General features: G+C 50.9%; 14 protein-coding genes and 1 pseudogene. 7 read left to right on the top strand and 8 right to left on the bottom strand.

Annotation, left to right across the window (positions count from 1 at the left end):
• Positions 1 to 234: 234 nt before the first annotated feature.
• The 4 genes from QZ367_RS00540 to QZ367_RS00555 all read right to left on the bottom strand — a co-directional run bounded on the left by QZ367_RS00540 (position 235) and on the right by QZ367_RS00555 (position 6,928).
• Positions 235 to 2,688 carry a molybdopterin-dependent oxidoreductase gene (locus QZ367_RS00540; protein WP_291935859.1) on the bottom strand — a complete coding sequence of 818 codons (2,454 nt, stop codon included), beginning with the start codon at positions 2,686 to 2,688 and terminating at the stop codon, positions 235 to 237.
• A gap of 221 nt (positions 2,689 to 2,909) precedes the next feature.
• Positions 2,910 to 4,937, bottom strand: coding sequence for a TonB-dependent siderophore receptor (locus tag QZ367_RS00545; protein WP_291935862.1), 2,028 nt, complete (start codon positions 4,935 to 4,937; stop codon positions 2,910 to 2,912).
• Positions 4,938 to 5,042: 105 nt separating this feature from the next.
• Complete coding sequence (locus QZ367_RS00550; protein ID WP_291935864.1) at positions 5,043 to 6,185, bottom strand: PepSY domain-containing protein; 1,143 nt, start codon at positions 6,183 to 6,185, stop codon at positions 5,043 to 5,045.
• A 380-nt stretch (positions 6,186 to 6,565) separates the two neighbouring features.
• Positions 6,566 to 6,928 carry a diacylglycerol kinase gene (locus tag QZ367_RS00555; protein ID WP_291935866.1) on the bottom strand — a complete coding sequence of 121 codons (363 nt, stop codon included), beginning with the start codon at positions 6,926 to 6,928 and terminating at the stop codon, positions 6,566 to 6,568.
• 67 nt (positions 6,929 to 6,995) lie between these two features.
• Here QZ367_RS00555 and QZ367_RS00560 point away from each other — a divergent pair, with 67 nt between their 5' ends.
• The 7 genes and pseudogenes from QZ367_RS00560 to QZ367_RS00590 form a co-directional block, all read left to right on the top strand.
• Positions 6,996 to 7,754, top strand: coding sequence for an exodeoxyribonuclease III (locus QZ367_RS00560; RefSeq protein ID WP_291935868.1), 759 nt, complete (start codon positions 6,996 to 6,998; stop codon positions 7,752 to 7,754).
• A 73-nt stretch (positions 7,755 to 7,827) separates the two neighbouring features.
• On the top strand, positions 7,828 to 8,055 hold the full coding sequence (locus QZ367_RS00565) for a hypothetical protein (RefSeq protein ID WP_291935871.1): 228 nt from the start codon (positions 7,828 to 7,830) through the stop codon (positions 8,053 to 8,055).
• A gap of 37 nt (positions 8,056 to 8,092) precedes the next feature.
• On the top strand, positions 8,093 to 9,739 hold the full coding sequence (locus QZ367_RS00570) for a formate--tetrahydrofolate ligase (RefSeq protein ID WP_291935873.1): 1,647 nt from the start codon (positions 8,093 to 8,095) through the stop codon (positions 9,737 to 9,739).
• Between the two features lie 1,457 nt (positions 9,740 to 11,196).
• Positions 11,197 to 13,836: a hypothetical protein gene (locus tag QZ367_RS00575; RefSeq protein ID WP_291935876.1), complete on the top strand. Its 2,640-nt coding sequence runs from the start codon at positions 11,197 to 11,199 to the stop codon at positions 13,834 to 13,836.
• A 38-nt stretch (positions 13,837 to 13,874) separates the two neighbouring features.
• Positions 13,875 to 14,507: a tetratricopeptide repeat protein gene (locus tag QZ367_RS00580; RefSeq protein WP_291935879.1), complete on the top strand. Its 633-nt coding sequence runs from the start codon at positions 13,875 to 13,877 to the stop codon at positions 14,505 to 14,507.
• A gap of 168 nt (positions 14,508 to 14,675) precedes the next feature.
• The gene (locus QZ367_RS00585) at positions 14,676 to 15,236 is read left to right on the top strand and encodes a histidine phosphatase family protein (protein WP_291935882.1); all 561 of its coding nucleotides are present in this window, start codon (positions 14,676 to 14,678) and stop codon (positions 15,234 to 15,236) included.
• 154 nt (positions 15,237 to 15,390) lie between these two features.
• A pseudogene (locus QZ367_RS00590) lies at positions 15,391 to 15,702 on the top strand (formate--tetrahydrofolate ligase); the annotation flags it as partial.
• 438 nt (positions 15,703 to 16,140) lie between these two features.
• Here the strand turns inward: QZ367_RS00590 and QZ367_RS00595 are convergent.
• From QZ367_RS00595 to QZ367_RS00610, 4 genes are all read right to left on the bottom strand, one after another.
• Positions 16,141 to 16,581 carry a pyrimidine dimer DNA glycosylase/endonuclease V gene (locus QZ367_RS00595; RefSeq protein WP_291935885.1) on the bottom strand — a complete coding sequence of 147 codons (441 nt, stop codon included), beginning with the start codon at positions 16,579 to 16,581 and terminating at the stop codon, positions 16,141 to 16,143.
• Positions 16,578 to 16,724, bottom strand: a complete 147-nt coding sequence (locus QZ367_RS00600; protein ID WP_291935888.1) for a hypothetical protein — start codon at positions 16,722 to 16,724, stop codon at positions 16,578 to 16,580. The genes QZ367_RS00595 and QZ367_RS00600 overlap by 4 nt, the downstream gene beginning before the upstream one ends.
• On the bottom strand, positions 16,721 to 17,827 hold the full coding sequence (locus tag QZ367_RS00605; RefSeq protein ID WP_291935890.1) for an alanine racemase: 1,107 nt from the start codon (positions 17,825 to 17,827) through the stop codon (positions 16,721 to 16,723). The genes QZ367_RS00600 and QZ367_RS00605 overlap by 4 nt, the downstream gene beginning before the upstream one ends.
• Positions 17,828 to 18,591: 764 nt before the next feature.
• A complete protein-coding gene (locus QZ367_RS00610; protein WP_291935893.1) occupies positions 18,592 to 19,305 on the bottom strand; it encodes a vWA domain-containing protein in 714 nt (237 codons plus the stop codon).
• Between the last annotated feature and the right edge of the window lie 52 nt (positions 19,306 to 19,357).

Genomic DNA, 19,357 nt, shown 5'->3' on the forward strand with positions numbered 1-19,357 from the left:
GGTAAATTTAATCAAAATTTTGCCGATGAAGTTAAATTTTTATGACGAATCCCGCTGTCAAAGTGAAATTTAGCGAAATTTAGGCAGTTAAATTTCAAAGTGAAATAGTCCAAATTTAACGCTCCCGGTTTAAAATTTAAGTCTATTATTTGTTATGGGCTAGCCGATAGCTCCAAAGTAGCTAGAACAATCCGAGCGGCTAAATTTAACCGCTCAAATTTAAATCGTAAAAGCCTAAGCCTCTATCGTCGCGGGCTTATCAAACGCCGTTACGCTCGGCAGTTCGCCTTTAAATTTCTCAATCTGCACCATGCTCGTGTGCGCGGTGTTGCTTTGCGATAGCTGGGAGCTAGGAACGTCCTTGGTTAGCACGTTTATGTTGCCGTGCTTGTATAGGCTTTTCTCGCCCCAGACAGCGGGATCGTACCATGCGCCCTCGCTTACGATCACGACGTTATCTTGTGCGGTATCGCTTACCAGCGCGCCGCAGAGGATCTCGCCTCGGTCGTTGTAGATCCTTACCACGTCGCCCGTTTTGATGCCGCGTGCCTTTGCCGTGGCGGGGCTAATGAGCGCAGGTTCGCGGCCCGCGATTTCGGCGTAGTTGCGGATGAGTGAGTTGTTTAGCTGCGAGTGGAGCCTAAATTTAGAATGCGCGCCGCTGATAGCGATAGGATACTTGCTCACGTCGCCGCCCAGCCACTCAAACGGCTCCATCCACGTCGCGTGCGGCGGGCAGTCGGGATATCCTAGCTTTTCGACCGCTTCGGAGTAGAGCTCGATCTTGCCCGACGGGGTTTTTAGCGCGTTTTTCTCGGGATCGGCGCGGAAGTCCGCATAGTTTGTGAAGTACCGCTTTTTCTCGTCGATTTTATCAAATTTAACGTAGCCTTTCTCCCAAAACTCTTCAAATTTCGGCATCGCTATGCCCATGCCCTCGGCTTTTGCACCAGCATCGGCATAAATTTCCTTCACCCACTCAAGCTCCGTTTTGCCCTCGCTAAAGGCCTGCTCGTACTCCTCGCCCCACTGCGCGCAGATGAGCCGTGCGATCTCAAAGTCGCTCTTGCTTTTCCCAGCAGGCTTAACTAGCGGTTTAATCGCAAAAAGGTATTCGCTAGTGGAGTTTGCAAACTCGATATCCGTGCGCTCGCACTCAAGAGCCGACGGCAGCACGATGTCGCTGAGCCTCGCCGTACTTGTCCAAAACGGCTCTGTGGTGATGATTGCTTCGATCTTTTTCATCGCTTCTACCGCGCGGTTGGTATCCGGGTGGCGGGTGAAGGTCGAGCCGTTGGCGTTAAACATCACGCGGATGTGCGGCATGACGTATTTTTTGCCGTTGCGCTCGATCTGCTTGCCCGGTTCCATGATCGCGTCTATGAGCCTGCTGTTTGGTATCTCGTGGTATTTGGCCTTAGCCAGCTTGCCCTGCGGGGCGATGTATTTTTCGTTTACCGCGGGGTTAAATGCCTGAAGCTTTGGCGCAACGAAGCTAATATCTGCGTTTTTATGCATCTGATCGTTCATAACGTAGCCGCGCCCCGTCTTGCCGATGTCGCCTAGCATCGCAGCTAGAGCGATCAGCGCCCAGTATGCCATCTCGCCGTGGTGCTGTCGCTGTATCGCGTAGCCTGTAACTATGAGCGCGTCTTTTTTAGCTAGCGTATCGGCTAGGCTTTTTAGCTCCTTTTCGCTCACGCCGCAAATTTTACTCGTCCATTTTAGATCCTTTTTCACGCCGTCTTTCGCGCCGGTGAAATACTCTTTAAATTTATCAAACCCGACCGTGTAGCGCTCAATAAATTCTTTGTCGTAAAGCCCGTTTTCATAGATATATTCGCAAAGCCCGATCAGCATCGCCGTATCGGTGCAAGGGCGCACGGCGAGATAGTGCGCTCCGAAATACTCCGCCGTTTCGTTGCGGTAGACGTCTATGCTGTAAATTTTCATCTCGCCTTTTTTAAATTTCTCTTTCATAATCTCGTAGTAGGCGTAGGAGTTATGCATCGGCACGCCGATGGCGATCTTGTTTGAGACGACTGGGTTGGTACCCCAAAACACGATCGTTTTGGCCTCCTTTACCACGCCCTCCCGGCGCGTAGGATTATGCGTCGGATCGATAGAACCCGTCACGTGAGGCAAAAACGCCGTCGCCGCGCCGTATGAGTAGCCGCCAAGCTCACTCACGTAGCCTCCTAGCGCGTTTAGCATGCGCTTTGCGGTGCGCTGCGAGTGGCCTACCTTACCTAGGCTACCCCACTGATAAAGCTGCCCGTAAATGGCCTCTGAGCCGTATTTATCGAAGTTTTCTTTTAAAATTTTGGCGCTTAGCTTTATCGCCTCGTCCCAGCTAACGCGCACGAAAGGCTCTTTGCCGCGAAGCTCCGGTTTTGAATTTGAGGGATCGGCTAGGAAGCTTTTGCGCACGTATGGGTATTTCACGCGCGTTTCGTTTTGGATGTGATCGCTTAGGGCGTTATTTAGCACCGTTGGCATCGCGTCGCCCTCGAACGGCTCTGTACCCACGACCCTGCCGCCGATGGTTTGGACGTAAAACGCGCCGAATTTATTCGCGCAAAGCCCCATTTGCTCGTCAAATATCGCCTGCGCTAGCGCGTTAAATTGTTTTGCTTGCGCCGAAGCCGCAGCTAGCGCGCCTAGTTTTAGAAAATCTCGTCTTTTCATGGTTGTCTCCGTTAAATTTAAATTTGTTGGTTGATTTGGTTTAAATTTAGCGGGATTTATGAGGTTGAACTTTGCATTGTATGCCTTTAAACGTATTACGCGACCTCGCGTCTTAGCCGTGATTTTACGAAATTTAGGCTTAATTTGCCATTTATCTATCGCGTCGCGATGGAATTCTATTAGAGCTAAGCACTAGACAAATTCCACTGCGACTATTTGGGTCAAAAGTTATACGTAAGGCTTAGATTGAAGGTGCGCGGATCGCCGTAGATCATTCGATTAGAACCGATGCCCTCAAAATAGCGCTTATCGGTTATGTTATCGACGTTTAGCTGCACATCTAGGTTTTTACTCGCTTTGTAGCCTAGCATTACGTTTGCAATCGTGTAGGCTTTCTGCTCGATCCTGCCGTATGGCGAGTCGGAATAAATCTTTGAGCGATACATCGCGCCTACGCCGATTCTAAATGTGCCGATCTCATATTTTGCAAAAAGATTTGCGCTGGTGCGGGAGGAGTCGCTGGCGTAGATATTGCCGTCAGCATCTTTGGCTTTGTAGTGCGCTAGCCCCATGCTTAGGCTTAGTGCATCGGTAATTTTACCGTTTACATCCGCTTCAAAGCCCCTGCTGGTTACTCCGCGACCCTGCTTGTAAGCGTAGGAATTTGTGCCCGTGATATACTCGTCGGTGCGGATGCCGAGCTTATCTTGGATGATCTTAAAAACGCCCAGGCTTGCTTGCAGATCGCCGTCAAAATACTCGCCTTTGATGCCCGCTTCGTAGTCCTTGCCTTGGATGGGATCAAGATATTTATTGTTTTTGTCCTTGTAGGTTTGAGGTTTAAAAATACTCGTATAACTTGCATAAAGGGTATGATGATCGTCTAAATCGTAAGTGATCCCTGCATATGGAGTAATTTCGCGGGTAAAATTTCTATTATCTGCTCCACCTGTAATTTTATATTTATAGTAACTCATCCGCGTTCCTAATAAGAGCTTTAAATCCTCGGTGATTGAGAGTTTATTCGCGGCATAAATTGCTTTTTGAATAGTTCGATCGGCATTATTTTGATCTACATACGGTAAGCGTGGATCTTCAATATGAAGGTCGTTAAAATTTATTCTAATGCGCGCGGCATAAGCAAGGCCTGCCGGAGTGTTTCGACTATTCCAGTAGCTACTTACGTTATCGGATCCCTTTTTGTAGAGATTATACATCACACCAAATACAAATTCATGATCTTGTCCGAAAAGCTCATACGGGATATTTGCGTAGGCATCGATATTGTGGATATTCTCTTCGCGCTTGTTAGCATAAACGCTAAGATCGGCGACGTTTCCGATGCCGCCAGGGCCTACCCTGCCGCCATAATAGAGCAAATTTGAATCGGTATGAGCACGACGAAACGAATAACTCAAGCTTAAACTCGCCTCGTTTGAGAAATATTGTTTAAAATCGGCATAAAAATCAAGCGTAGAGATGTCGTATCGCGTCCAAGGCTGAGAGAAAATTTGGTTTTTGCCGAAGTGCATGCGCGTGCCGTCCGAGTTAAACGCGGGCATTCCGCCCCAGCGCGTGCCATGTCGGCGTAGAGTCTGATAAAATGAGCCAAAGCTCAGCCTTGAATCGTCCGTTACATCGATATCTAATACGCCATAAACGGCAGTATTGCGACGATTGTAATAGTCCATATAAGAGTGCGATCGTTCATGCATAAACGCTAGGCGTCCGCGCACCGAACCGCTTTGATTGAGCGGGCTTTGCACATCGGTTTTAAGCCCGTATTTGTCGTATGAGCCGCCGTTTAGGCTGATGTATCCTTTCGGAACGGCGGAATCCGCGTGCTTGCGGATAAAATTTAAACTCGCGGCGGGATTTCCCGCGCCCGCCAATAATCCGTTCGCACCCTTTACTACCTCAACGCGCTCATATGGCAGTAAATTTAAATCGTTCGCCCCGAGGCTAAAACCTCCGAAGCTAGGCATCGAATCAAGCAGATAATAATCTATGCTAAATCCGCGCGCCGTAGGATAGAGCCTCTCATCCATACGCCCGCTCGTAATGCCCGCGATATTTCGCATCAGCACCTGATAATCGGTTATCCCCATATCTTTTAGCTTGGCTTCGGTCACCACGGTAAGAGACTGGGGCGTTTCTCTCGCCGTAAGATCGAGCCTGGTGGTACTTTTAACGAGCTTTCTAGCCTCATAATCTCTGTCGTCGCGACGGAGCTTTTGGGTATCTTGCACCTCTATGGTGCCTAAAGTCCTCCGGGGTGCTCGCAGTGGCGTTATTTTCCGAATAAAGCGAAGTTAGCATATTTAATGCGACTACGAGCGAAAGAGATACTTTCTTCATAACTTTCTCCTTTTAGAATTTCTATTTTTTAGGGTTATGTAAAATCCGCAAATGCTTAAAAATAGGGGCGCAAGCCCCGCTAAAAACCATATAAGCTTCGTTATTGCGCCGTATGAGCCTGCATGGGCGCGACGAAAGCCGTCTTGAAGTTTGTCCGAAAAATCCGCATCGTTTATAAAGTCCGCTTTTAAAATTTCGCCTGTATCTGATATCGTGATACGGCTCGCGTAAGGGCTTTGCAGCGGGTTTTGCCCCGCCTCGAAGCCGTATACGGTAAAAGCGCCGCCCGGACAGAGCGGAAAGGCGATATAGGTGGAGCGAAATTCTTTAAATTTAACCGCTATCCGCGCTAAAGCCTCATCTAGCGTCGCAAGATTTTGCGCCGTTTTCATGCTTACCGCTCCGTTTGATGCCGCGACGGTGGAATTTCGCTCGGTCTTAAAATTCTGCAAGACCGCGCCGCATGGATTTGCGAGCGGCTTGTAAGTTACCGCCCTTAGCTCCCACCATGCTCCGCTTATAGCTATAGCAAACATCACGGGCGTGCTCATGACTCCGATTAGGCGGTGAGCGCCGCGCATAAAATATATGGCCCGATCTAGCCTCAGCGAGAATAAGTTTTGCCAAAATTTTTTGTAGATAAAAAAGCCGCTAATGCCGATAAGTAGCGCGCTAAGCCCCACGATACCCGTAAAAATTCTACCGCCGCGACCTAAAAACAGCTCCGCGTGCAGTTTATTTATCGCGCCGATAAAGCCCTCATCTCGCGGCATGGGCGCGCCTTTAATCTCGCCGCTAAAGGCATCTAAGTAAATTATGATCCGCTTTTGCAGTTTCTGAGAGGAAAGTCTGATTTTATCGGTCTTTAAAGGATCTTGCGCGATGCTCCAGCCCATGATCGCGTACTCTTTAAATTTGGAGTTTATCTCGGATTGCAGGGCGCTAAATTTCATTCTAGCGGGGAATTTCGCCACGCTTTCTTGCGTCCTAAACACCTTGTCTTTTAGCAAAACTTCATTGATCTGCTCCGCGTAAACTAAAACCGAGCCGCTTATAGAAATGATTATAAGGGGTATGCAAAATATCAAAGATAGCCACAAATGAAATTTGCGCGAGATTTTGCGAAAGGATTTAGACAAAATTTTCCTTTTTTTGAAAATTATTTTAATTAAGACGGCGTGATTTTAGTGAAAATTGTATTAAAGCATCTTGAAAGTCGTTATAATTTTATAGCTAAAATTTTACGGCGTAAAATTTGCTTGAATGATTTATCTATAGAAATTTTTAAAAGCTATTTTAAAATTTTAAGAGCCGAGCGAATATTAAAATTTTCGCGCACAGGAGAGTTTAAATTTAAAGCAAATTTCGGATTTTAAAATTTCAATATCACGCAGGGTCGTGTTTGGGTTGCAGGCGTGGACGATCAACGACTCAAGTGGCTTGCAAATTCCGCACTCGCCAAAAAAACTCTGCGTTGCAGCGATTTAAATCTTTTATCGCGAAATTTGCAATTACGCGATTAAAAGAATTTACCGATAAGCGCGTAGCACCACAGCGCGGCGTTGAGAAATAGGCTCATCATCACGGCGGTGCTTGCGGTGTCTTTGGCGCCCTTGGCTAGCGGGTGGATTTCGCTCGTGGCAAGATCAACTGCGCGCTCAATGGCGGAGTTTATGCACTCGAGCACGAGCGTAAAGACCGCGCCGAAGATCAAAAATAGATTTAGCACCGCGCCGAAATTCCAAAAAAATAGCGACAGCAGAAGCGGGACGAACACGCAAAGCTCGAGTCTGAAGCTACGCTCGCTGCGCAGCATCTCGCAAAGACCCGCCATCGCGTAGCCCCAGTTGGCAAAAAATCGGTATTTGGGCTGATTGCGCATAATTTTCCTTTAAATTTAGTCAAAATTTCGTATAATCATACCAAAATTTTTAGGCCAAAGGCTAAATTTGAAACTGATTAGTTGGAACGTAAACGGGCTGCGCGCAGTACTCGGCAAAGACGGCTTTGCATGGCTTTCGGAGCAAAACCCCGATTTTTTGGGCTTGCAAGAGATCAAGGTGAGCGAAAAGGACGCTCCGAAAGGGCTTTATGAGCTCGGATTTTCTCAGATCGATCTAAATTCCGCCGCTCGCGCGGGATATTCGGGCGTGGCAAGCCTAGCTAAATTTAAAAGCGAGACGAGCAAGGCGCTGTTTTTCCCAGACGACGAAGGACGCGTGCTGCAACACCGCTTCGGCGATGTCGTGCTTTTTAATATCTACTTTCCCAACGGCCAAAAGGACGAGGCGCGGCTAGCCTACAAGATGGAATTTTACGCGAAATTCCTAGCCTACGCGCGCAGCCTTGCGGAGCAGGGACTCGGGGTGATATTTTGCGGCGACGTAAATACCGCGCACCGCGAGATCGATCTTGCAAACCCCAAAGCAAACTCCAAAACCTCGGGCTTTTTGCCGATCGAGCGGGCGTGGCTCGATGAGGTGGAGGCGGCGGGCTTCGTCGATACCTTCCGCGCCGTGCACGGCGAGCTGCGGGACGCCTACTCGTGGTGGAGCTACCGCTTTAACGCGCGCGCCAAAAACGTAGGCTGGCGGATCGATTATTTTTTCATCTCGGTAAATTTGCGCTCGCGGCTAAAGGACGCTTTCATCCTAAGCGACGTGATGGGCAGCGACCACTGCCCCGTGGGCATCGAGATCGAAATTTAGCCGGGGCAAATTTCGCGGCGCAAGCTTTGATCTTGCGCGGCTCGCGAGCGAGTAAAGACGTTTTGCGGTAGCGATGATAATATTGCCGCAGTGGCTCAGTTACTTTTGGCTCGTGGATTCGGCGCTTGCAAGCCGCTTTTGCGGCAAAGCCGCGCATAAATTTAACGCTTGCGGGCAGGATGCTTCCACAGCGGCGCGAGTATGGGCTTTCGTAACCGTTTGCAAGATTGCGTCCGAGCGGGTGCTCGCAGACCTAGATGCCGCCCTGACGGCTCGCGCGGATCGAACAGATCGCGTATAAAAGCTGCGCGATAAAATTTTAAATTTAAGGAGAGAAAATGTTGAGCGATATCGAAATAGCAAATGCGGCGAAGCCGGATAAAATTTCAAACGTTGCGAAAAATTTGGGGCTTGGCGAGGATGAGATCGAGCTGTACGGCCACTATAAAGCCAAGCTAAATATCAAGCCGCGCTCGCGCGCTTCGAAGCTTATTTTGGTCACGGCGACCAATCCGACGCCGTTCGGCGAGGGCAAGACTACGACCTCCATCGGTCTAGCCGACGCGCTAAAGCGTCTAGGCAAAAGCGTCTGCCTTGCGCTGCGCGAACCGTCGCTGGGGCCGGTTTTCGGCATTAAAGGCGGGGCCGCGGGCGGCGGATATTCGCAGCTAGTGCCGATGGATGATCTAAATTTGCATTTTAACGGCGATTTTCACGCGATCACCTCCGCAAACAACCTCATTTCGGCGGTCATCGACAACTCGCTGTATCAAGAAAACCCGCTAAAGATCGATAAAATTTTGTGGAAGCGCTGCATGGATATGAATGACCGCGCGCTACGCCACATCACCGTTGGACAGGGCGGGCGCACCGACGGAGTGCAGCGCGAAGACGGCTTTAATATCACCGCGGCTAGCGAGATAATGGCGGTTCTGTGCCTATCAAACGATCTTGCCGAGCTTAAAGAAAATATCGCAAACATCATGGTCGCCTACGATACGCAGGGAGAGCCGATATACGTGCGCGATCTGGGCTGCGCGGATGCCGTGGCGATCCTGCTAAAAGACGCGATGAAGCCAAATCTCATCCAAAGCCTAGAGCACACGCCCGCGCTCGTGCACGGAGGACCCTTTGCAAATATCGCGCACGGCTGCAACTCCATAATGGCGAGCAAGTTAGCTCTAAGTCTTGCCGATTACGCCGTGACGGAGGCGGGCTTCGGAAGCGAGCTCGGGGCTGAAAAATTTATCGACATCAAGTGTCGCCGCGCAGGCATCGCTCCGGATGCCGCGGTGCTCGTTAGCACGATCCGCTCGCTTAAATACAACGGCGGCGCGGATAAAGAAAATATCGCGAGCCCTGATCTTGCCGCGCTTCAAAGAGGCATCGTAAATTTAGGCGGGCATATCGAAATTTTACAAAACTTCGGGCTAAATCCTGTCGTGGCGCTTAACCGCTTCAGCTTCGATAGCGACGGCGAGATCGCCTTCGTGCGCGATTATTGCAAACAGCGCGGCGTGCAGATGGCGATTTGCGAAAATTTCGCCAAAGGAGGCGAGGGCGCGCTTGAGCTAGCCCGCCTCGTAGTAGATGAGTGCGAGTGCGCTAAGGAGCTGAAGTTTGCCTACGAGCTTAGCGACGATACGGCAAGCAAGATCGAAAAGATCGCTACTAAAATTTACGGCGCGAGCGAGGTCGTTTTCGAACCCGAGGCGCAAAAGGCGCTGCAGCATATCAAGGCCTTGGGGCTTGAGTGCCTAAACGTCTGCATCGCCAAGACGCAGTATAGCTTTAGCGACGATGCTAAAGCGCTTGGGCGGGCGCGCGGCTTTAAACTCAGCGTCAAAGATCTTCAAATTCGCACGGGAGCGGGCTTCATCGTCGCAGTCTGCGGCAAGATAATGCTTATGCCGGGGCTGCCGAAGGTTCCTAACGCGCTAAATATGAAGATCACTAGCGATGGCGTCATAAGCGGGCTGGCGTGAAATTTTATTTTCGGCACTCAAAACCAAAGCCGAAAATTCCGCGCTTGGGCGGTAAAATTTAGCTGCAAGCTTCGGCGGCGATAAATTTTGCTTTCAAGCTGCAACGAGTTTATCGCGCCCCAGTTTTAGTGCATCATAGTTTTGCTATGCCCCGGTTTTATTGCGCTGGGTTTTAGCCGGTCGAGTTTTGATTGGTCGGATTGGTCGGATTGGTCGGATTGGTCGGATTTTAGCGCGACGAGCTCGGCCCGCGAAATTTCATTAAATTCTGCGTAAAATTCTACACAGAATTCGGCGCGAAACCCATGCAGGTTTGGCATTTGAAATTTTGCTCGCGAAATTCCGCGCAAAAACCAAGCGCGAGATCTTAAACCTAGCCGCCCGCGAGCTTGCGAGCTCACTTGCGGCAAGATTTAAAATTTCATAACGCGTGGGCTCGCCGTGAAATTTAAAATTTCACGCGGCCGCGCACAGTGTCATGTGTCGCTACGAGATTCTAAATTTCATGTCGAGCGCACCGTGAAATTAATCCGTCGGTAGCGCAGCAGATCGCCGCACAATCTGAAATTCGCGCTTGCGCCGCGACATGCGCCGCTGCGAGTTAAATTATGCGGCAGGCGAGCTAAATTTCACGCTCGCGCGATCAGTCATGTTGGCGGAGGTTTGCGGCGCCCGGATTAAATTTTACGCACCGCCGTGCATCGCCTGCGGTGGGCGCGGACGTCTGATCCGCTTTGCTTGCAAAGGCGCAGGCGGCTATAGCTGCGCGGTAGTAGAGCTAAATTTTACGAGCTGCTGCGTCGCGGCAATGAAATTTTGCGCCGTGCTGCTCGCTGCGAACAGAATTTGTGCGATGATATGTCGGCTATACGCTCGTAAATTAAATTGCACTACACGCACCCGTCGCCTGATTGTCGCGCGGGATTGAAATTTGCGCGCTGCTGCTTGTCGTAAAATTTTAGGTCGCTGCACGCCGCGCCATAGCTGTCGTAAAATTTTAAATTTCATGCTGTGCGTACGTACGAGCTAGCCGTAAAATTTAAATTTTATGCAGGCGTGAAATTTGCTTCGCGTTACGCTGTGTCGTACATCGTCGCGAGCCAAATTATGCGCTGCTGCGGAATAAAATCTTGCATGCCCGCTGCTACCGCTCGGGCGCCGTATGCCTGGCGGCTCCGTTTTGCGATCCGTTCGCGCCGTATTTGTTGCGATCAGTTACGCGCGTCGCCGTCGCAGTGCGAGATTTCGCGTCGAGCTCTATTTTAGAGCTTTGATTTGCAGCGAGATTTTACGGCGCGAAATGGCGTTAAATTCCATCCTGCGTGAGATTTTGGAATTTTAAAATTCCCTTTCGCGGTATAATTATATGAAATGCTAAAATTTGCAGGATCTTAATAAAGGAATTTTAAAATTTATGAGGCGTGGCTTTGTGGCGCGCCCGCAAGAAAGGAGCGATCATGGACAAGCTGGATAAAGAGGAGCTAGCAGAGGTGTTTGTCGCTAGGCTCAAAGCCCTAGCGCGTAGCGGTGGTGCCGATCTGCGCGAGCTTGATCGCGAGTTTTATGGATTTAGCGCGAGGCTTGGCGTGCGTTACGACTTTGCCGGTAAGTTTAGCGTCTCACAGATAAATGGCGGCGAGAGCGCTCAGCTGCATTTCGCAGATATCGCGCAGTTCGAGGCTCATGCGCGCGAGTGCCTACGCGCGGCAAGCACTGATGCGGAGCTAAGCGAGGCCTTTATGCTACGCCTGCGTGCAGATCCCCAAAAAGCCGCTACGAATGCGGATCAGATCATAAAATTTCACGATTTTAAGCCCTTTAGCGTTCAGCTGCGCTGCGAGCATTGCGGCGGATCGGGCAGGAGGCGCTGCAAAGCCTGCGAAGGCACAGGCAAGACGCCGTGCGCTAACTGCGGCGGGCGCGGGCGCTTGATCTGCCCCGATTGCAAGGGCACCGGCGGATATAGCCGCGCGGCATTAAGCTCTACGGAGGCTCATGCGCGCAGCCTTTCTGAAGGCGATTCTGCAGGCTCTGCGTCAAATTCTATGGGCTATCGCTTTATCCCCTGCGCTAGCTGCGGCGGTAGCGGCTCGCGCATTTGTCCCGCTTGCGGCGGTGCAGGCAGATTGCGCTGCGAAAAGTGCGGTGGTGCGGGCGATTTTCGCTGCGAGCACTGCGATGGGCGCGGGTATTTCACTCGCACCGGCAAAATATCCGTTTATGCCCGCCCGAGCGTCAGCATAGGCGCTAGCTCGCAGGTTTTTGGGCGCGAGCTGCTGGAGTTTTTATGCAGCAAGGGCGTAGGTTTTGCAGCTCGCAGACTTTTGTTTCGTCTATGCTCGCTGCGAGCGGTGCAGGGCGGCTGCGAAGCGGTATTTAGCGCGGAGGATGATTTTTTGCGCTTGAGTTTTGCCGTCTGCGGCAAGGCTTACGATGCGGCGTGCTTCGGCGGCGTGACATTCGTAAGACCTAACTTTTTTGACGAAGTTTTTGCGCCGGAGCTTGCGGCGGTACGCAGCGCGCCCGCTAGGCTAGGGCGGGACGATGCGCAAAGCCTTTTTGCGCTATTTCGCGCGAAGCCTGTGCTGGATGCGGCGATGCGCCTAGCTAGTGCTAAGCTGCGCGGCGAGACGCTAAATCTCGAGCAGTTGCGCGGCGCGGATGGACATTTTAACTTTGCAAATTCTACCTGCGGCACGGCTGATCGCGACGCTTTGAGCCTTGCAAAAGACGCTTCGCACAAAGAAAATCTCAAGGGCGGCGCGAGTGTAAAATTTGCGGGCACGAAATTCGCGAGCGCTTCGGCAAATTCTATGGGCGCGGAAGATAATCGCTTGGGGTTGCGCGGAGAGCAAGGCAGGTTCGCAGGAGGAGTGAGCGGTGGCATAAAATTTGCCGGGGCGGATCTTTTGGAAGGTGGAGAGAATTCTGCCGGCGATTTTGAGGCTAGGCAGCAAAACAGCGAAGCTCTCGCGCAGAATGGACCTAATTTTGCCGGCTCGCAAGAGGGCTTAAGCGGCACTTCTGATCGCGCCGCGGAGGATCTTTACGAATTACACGGCGAGCGAGATTACCGAGATTTAAGCGCCTTGGGTGCTGAAAATTCCACAAATTCCATAGACTCCGCCGCAATCAATTCCGCAAATTCCAAAAACCTCGCCGCTACAAAATTTAAAAATCGCGCGAATACGCAAAGCCCTGCCTCGTCAAATTCTAAAATTTCGCCCTTTGCCCAATTAAAGAAATTCTTTTTTCCGCATTCTTTGCGCGAGGATTGCGCGCAGAGTTTTGCCGCGGCGATTATGCGCGTTTGCGAGGGCTTTATTTCGCAGCAATGCGCTCGCGATTTGGGCAGCGCGATGGCTGGGGCGCTTGGCGTGCTAAGCCCACGCTATGACCGCGCGGTGTGGCGCATAGGCGGAGGCGCGCTCATCGCAGCGGCTGCGCTGGCGTGCGAGGGCTGCTTCGAGATGATCTTTGCGGAGCATTATTTTTGGGCACTCGCGTGCGGTGCGGTAATCGCTGTTGCGGGGATGTTAGGCGGTGTGGCGCTGTGGCTGGCAAGCGTAGTGCGGTGCGTCGTAAAAGCTCGTAAAATTCCACGAGAGTATCGCTGCGGCAGGAGCGGCGCGGCGTTTGCTAGCTTTTGCAAAGCTCTGCTCTGCGCCGTTTTAGCTAGCGCAATCTACGGAGGCGCGGCAAATACGGGCTATGTGCCGAAAACCGGCGCAGCAGGGCTGCTGCGAGGGTGGATGCCTACATTTTTTGAGGACGAAAATTCCGCTTCCGCGAGTGATGGCGTAAATTCTGCAGACGAAAATTCTACGAGTGCAAGCTCTAGCGGCTCTGAAAGCCCTGCTTCAAATTCCGTCTCCGGGGCGACTAAGGATTCCGCTGCGATGCAAAAGGATAAAATTTTATATATCCAAAAAAGCATCGGAGTGAAGCAGGATGGAATTTTTGGCGCACGCACGTTAAAAAAGGCGAGGGAGGTTTTGGATCAAAACCTAAGCGGCGTCGATGAAATTTACGAGGCTCTAAAAAGCAAAGAGCAGGCGACGACAAATCTACGCCAAGGCAATAAATCCGCGCCTTAGGCTTGGCGGGCGATCTTAAAAAACCAAAAAGGACGAAAATGAAAAATAAAATTTTAATTCTAGCATTCGCTGCGGCGCTTTCCGCAAATTTCGCGCTAGCTGAAAATTTTGAAATCACCGCAGACGATATAAGCTGGGCTACAAAATCCTGCGATAAGGGCGATATGAAGGCGTGCGGGGCCTTGGCGCAGATTTATAATTATGGCTGGGGCGTGCCGCAAGATCTGCTAAAGGCTGCGCCGTTATACGTCAAAGCTTGCAAAGGCGGCGATGTGGAGTCGTGCGTAAATTTAGGCATTTTGTATCAAAGCGGAGAGGGGATGCCGCGCGATGAGGCAAAGGCGGTGGAGCTGTTCGACAAAGCCTGCGATGACGGGCACGCGATAGGCTGTAGTAACGCGGGCTCTGCGTATATCAAAGGCAGAGGCGTGCGCAAAGACGCTATAAAGGGCGTAGGTTACTATGTGCGCGGTTGCGATATGGATATTGCGGACAGCTGGCTTGCGTGCTTAAATTTAGCGCGTCTTTACGAGGGCATAGATAATGTTAAAGCCGTGCAGTACTACAAAAAGGCCTGCGAGCTAGGCAGCAAGGATAGATTTATGAGCTCGGTAGCGGAGCATGAAAGGGCATGGCAAAGCTCATGCGAAAGCTACGAAAGGCTTAAATAGCCCGCAAATCTATGCATTGAAGCAGACTCTCGCGCTCGCCGTGGCTACGGAGCAAGAACCATAGCAGATTTCGCATAAATAGCGCAAATCTAAACATCAAGTATCCTGTAGGAGCGGAAACATAACGGCGCAAGCTCTTAGCGGGCTCGTATTTTAGGAGACAAGATAATGACGTTAGCGCTGATCCGCCACATTACGCCGCTGATCGATCGCGGCGTGTGCGACGCTGCAGAGGCCGCACGGCGCGCGATCCTGTACGATACTACGCAAAGCTTAGCTCTGTATGAAACCTATAAATTTAAAAGCAGCGTCGCATACGAAAAGCTCGCCCGCATAAGCCGAGTATGCTCATCGCCGCTGCCGCGCGCCGCACTTACGGCACAAAAGCTGTTTCCACACCGACGGGACATAGAGTACCTAGAGGCTTTGCGCGAGTTTAATCTGCGAATATTCCCCGTGCCGCTAATAAAAATGCCGTTTGATTGTTGGCTCGTGCTCTCGCGCCTGCTGTGGCTGTGCGGCATGAACCCTAGCGGCGCAAGCGCGAAAGCAGAGCGGCGGCGCGCGCTTGATCTGATGCCGTCGCTGCTGGAAGCGGACACGGCGGTGATCGCGCACGGCTTCGTGCTGCGCGTCATACGCCGTAGCGCGCGGCGGGCAGGCTACTGCCTGATATACCGCTTTTGCGAGGGCTGCTTCTGCGTAGAAATTTGGCAGTGCGCCGCGTAAAGATACCGCTCTGCGCGAAATTTTGAAATTTTGCGTTTTGTAAATTTTAAATTTAATGTGTCGTTTGGCAACTGTCGCGAGGCGGCGAAATTTTATCATGCAATGAGCGCTGCTTTTTTGAATACGGATAGCCCGCCGCCGTGAAGTAAAATTTAAACCATACGGCGCGAGCGAGGTCGTTTTCGAACCCGAGGCGCAAAAGGCGCTGCAGCATATCAAGGCCTTGGGGCTTGAGTGCCTAAACGTCTGCATCGCCAAGACGCAGTATAGCTTTAGCGACGATGCTAAAGCGCTTGGGCGGGCGCGCGGCTTTAAACTCAGCGTCAAAGATCTTCAAATTCGCACGGGAGCGGGCTTCATCGTCGCAGTCTGCGGCAAGATAATGCTTATGCCGGGGCTGCCGAAGGTTCCTAACGCGCTAAATATGAAGATCACTAGCGATGGCGTCATAAGCGGGCTGGCGTGATTTGAAATTTTATTTTTTGCGCCTCCATTTTTTTTTGCACGCCCGCCTTGGGGTTTAAGCTTAGCTCACCGGCCTAGTCGCGATTTAAGCTTAGCATTCGTAGGTACTCAGACGAGAGCGGAGTAGAGTTACCGATTTGCAAAATTTAGCTGAATTTGCTCGCTTGCGGGTAAATTTTAAGCGCGGGATTTTGCGGATCGGCTTTGATTTTTAAAAACAGAGGCGAATTTGACGTTAGGTTTGCCTTTTAAAATTTGACGGATTGCCCATAATTTCTCGCCAAAGCGGATAAAATTGCTTGCCTTTTTTGGCAAATCGCCACTAATCGTAAATTTGAGATTTTTACGTCAAATTTATGAGAAAATCGACGTAACATATTTTGGCGTTTTTATTGATCAAATTTGCTTAGGCAAGCCAAAAATCCTGCGCGAAACAGAGCTAAATTTTAACCCTCTCCCACGGCTCAATCCCGCCTGCAACCTCCTCAAAAACGCCTGCGATTTCTATATTTTTTACGCTTAAATTTCGCTCGTAAGCCTTGATGTCGCGTGATTTTAACTTCTCTTGCAAAAATGCGAATTCATACTCTATCTGCCCGCGAGTGACGGCTATTTTGGCTAAATTTCGCTCGTCAAATTCGCCCACTTTTGCCGCGTCAAATTTATAGCCGCGAGCGCACGCCTGCGCGTAAACCTCCGCCAGATACCCGTTTATCGCCTCTAGCGCGTTTTCGTGCGCGTAAAAGCGGTCAAGCTGCGGGTGATTTTTGTAGCCTTTAGTTAGCCCCGCCAGAACGTTTTTAGCTAGCAGAGCCTCGCGCCAAAGTGCGACTAGCCCCTTTGCATCGAGATATTTAAAGCTTATCGTCCAAAGTCTCATTTTCGCCTTTCGTTAAATTTCGTCGTCAAATTCGGCGCGCTTTGCGCCACAGCGTGAGCGGCGATAAATTCGCGCCTTAAATTTAGCCGCGATCTATCGAAGCTAAATTTTACCTCGCCGCACCTTTGAGCTTGCCCGCTCATTGCAGCTTGCCTCTGCATAGCACAGGGATCTTTTCTACGACCTCGCCGCCGCTAACGAGGTAGGCGAACTCGTGTAAATTTACGACGGGGCAGATGTGGTTTGGATAAATTTCGAGCCGATCGCCTACGCGCACGGCGTCTCGCAGCGCTCTGTGGTAGATGATCGCATGCTCGTCGTAAACGCCGCTCACCCACACATCCGTGCCCTTTATGCGCCCGAGTCCGGGCGTGGCGGTGAAGCCCTCGGTGCGCCTTTGCTGCGTGAGCCCCTTGGCGCCGACGTCGGTGATGATGCGATCCGCCGTAGGTCTGCTGATGACGGTCGTAAGGATACTAGCTGCATTCATCGAATAATCGCCGTACGCCTGCGCCTGCGAGGCGTCCATAAAGATATATGTGCCCGGGCGGATCTCGGTGACGCCCTTTAAAATTTCAAAATCGTTTATGAGCGAGGGCGTCGAGCCGATGCTAACGACGCGTGCGGGCAGAGCCAGCTCGCGCGCGATATCCGCAAACTCCAGCGTGCGGCGCTGTGCGGCTAGATGGATGCGCTCGCATTCGTTTTTATTGGCGGCCTTGTAGGAGTGGCCGTCGTGAGAGAATACGCCGCGGAATTCGATATTTTTGCAGCTTTTTAGAAATTTTATAAACGCCGCGAAATCCTCCTTTTCCACGAAGCCCGAGCGGTTTTCGCCCACTTCGATCTTGGCAAGCACGCAGGCTTTCGTGCCGCTGCGCTCAAAGGCGCGCTCTATTAGACGCGCCTGCTCTATGCTATCTGCGCCTAAGCTTAAGTTTATCCCTGCGCGCAAAAGCGCGATGATGCGCTGAAATTTCAGCTCGCCCACGATTTCGTTTGCGATAAATATATCTTTTAGCCCGTTTGCCGCCATGATCTCGGCCTCGCCCGTTTTGGCGACCGTGATGCCCGCAGCGCCGAGGCTTTTTTGCAGCTTCGCGAAATAGGGCATTTTGTGCGTTTTGGTGTGCGGACGCAGGCTTACGCCCGCGGCGTCCGCGTAGTTTTGCATCTTTTGCAGGTTGCGAAGCACGATCTCGCGATCAATCAGCAGCGCCGGCGTGTCGATGTCGGATATCTTCATAAGCTTCCTCCTTGTTAAATTTACGAAATTTTATGCAGCCGCGCTTGGTAGCTGCGCCCGTTTTGCGGCGGCGAAATTTTAAAATTTAGCGCGGCTTACAAAGGGCGAAATTTACGCGCTTCTCGCAAAAAATGGAATTTACGCACTTCTCGCAAAATATGGAATTTGCGTGCCGTAAATTTGTCGCTGCTTGCGAAATAATGGCTTACTCGCCGTAAATCGGTGCCCTTCGCGAAACGTCTGAATTTAGACTAGAAAATTTTGTTTACGCGTATTAAATTTAGCCTCGCTTGCAAAATTGCAAAATTAGCGCATCAAATTTAAGGATGCCTGCGCGAAGCGTTTAAATTTAGCGAGTAGATTTGCGTTTCCGCGCCGCACAAAGCAGCGCAGGCAAAAGCAATACCGCGCGCTGCATGAAAAAGTCAAAATAAAATTCTAAAATGCGCTGAGTGAAAATCAATACACACCCCCTACCGCTAGGCTCATGGAGTTTTCGGCTCCGCTTCACGCCGTTTTATTCCTCGCGCGTCTATTTTTCTTGCGACACATATTCGCGTTAAATTTTTCGGCGAGCGACCCGGCACACTATCTGTTTCCGCGCCGCCGCTCGTATTTTTTTGATAAATCTCGTTTGCACCGCTGCCAGTGTTTTTTACTAAAGCTCGTTTTGCGCCGCACGCTGCACATCACCGTATATTTTCGCACCGCTACTGGTTTCCGCAGCGGCACTTCATTTCTAGCGCGCCTCGCCTCGAGATTTGCTATTTTTTGTCCTGAAGCACCTTGTCGCGCCATTTCGAGTTTGCTTTATTGTCGGTCGCTACGTCTTTGGATATCTCGGCTGCCGCTTCGAAATTTTTACTCACGCCCTCTTTGGAATTCTCGTATTTTAGGGCATTTTCGCTTTTGATACCGATGCTGCGTGCTTCGCTTGCGGCGTCGATATTAGCGCCTAAAAAGATAAACTCCCAGTCGTATTTTTCCTGCTTGTCGCTAATCATCTTTTTGATCTGCGCTTTGGAGTATTCGCGGCTCGAGTTCTCCTGTCCGTCGGTGATGATGACGAAAAGCACGCGATTATTTTTGGCATAGATGTCAGGCACGCGCTCGATACGCGCTATCGTGCTGCCGACGGCGTCAAGTAGCGCGGTGTTGCCGCCGGCGTAGTACTCCTTGGACGTTAGGTTTTCGACCTTCTTAAGCGGCGTGCGGTCGTGGATGACATTAAATTTCGTATCGAAAAGCACGGTCGTGACGCTGGCGTCGATGCCCTCTTTGCGCTCCTTTTCTATCATCGAGTTAAATCCGCCGATCGTATCGCTCTCAAACCCGCTCATCGAGCCTGATTTATCTAAGATCAGCACCAATTCCAGGTGATTTACGCCGTCTTTATGATCGGGCGGCGTCTCTAGCTCTACACTTTTGGCAAACAATATGCCCGCAAGCGCGGCAACAAGAAGGATGATTTTTTTCATAGGGGCTCCTTTGTTAAAATTTTATTATTTTACTATTGTATCGCTTAAGCAA

Origin of the sequence: Campylobacter sp. (assembly GCF_019423325.1) — a bacterium.
Lineage (GTDB): Bacteria > Campylobacterota > Campylobacteria > Campylobacterales > Campylobacteraceae > Campylobacter_B.

Coding starts and splice junctions, on each gene's coding strand:
- QZ367_RS00540 (WP_291935859.1), bottom strand. CDS start 2,688: ATGAAAAGACGAGATTTTCTAAAACTAGGCGCGCTAGCTGCGGCTTCG.
- QZ367_RS00555 (WP_291935866.1), bottom strand. CDS start 6,928: ATGCGCAATCAGCCCAAATACCGATTTTTTGCCAACTGGGGCTACGCG.
- QZ367_RS00565 (WP_291935871.1), top strand. CDS start 7,828: ATGATAATATTGCCGCAGTGGCTCAGTTACTTTTGGCTCGTGGATTCG.
- QZ367_RS00570 (WP_291935873.1), top strand. CDS start 8,093: ATGTTGAGCGATATCGAAATAGCAAATGCGGCGAAGCCGGATAAAATT.
- QZ367_RS00575 (WP_291935876.1), top strand. CDS start 11,197: ATGGACAAGCTGGATAAAGAGGAGCTAGCAGAGGTGTTTGTCGCTAGG.
- QZ367_RS00580 (WP_291935879.1), top strand. CDS start 13,875: ATGAAAAATAAAATTTTAATTCTAGCATTCGCTGCGGCGCTTTCCGCA.
- QZ367_RS00585 (WP_291935882.1), top strand. CDS start 14,676: ATGACGTTAGCGCTGATCCGCCACATTACGCCGCTGATCGATCGCGGC.
- QZ367_RS00595 (WP_291935885.1), bottom strand. CDS start 16,581: ATGAGACTTTGGACGATAAGCTTTAAATATCTCGATGCAAAGGGGCTA.
- QZ367_RS00600 (WP_291935888.1), bottom strand. CDS start 16,724: ATGAGCGGGCAAGCTCAAAGGTGCGGCGAGGTAAAATTTAGCTTCGAT.
- QZ367_RS00605 (WP_291935890.1), bottom strand. CDS start 17,827: ATGAAGATATCCGACATCGACACGCCGGCGCTGCTGATTGATCGCGAG.
- QZ367_RS00610 (WP_291935893.1), bottom strand. CDS start 19,305: ATGAAAAAAATCATCCTTCTTGTTGCCGCGCTTGCGGGCATATTGTTT.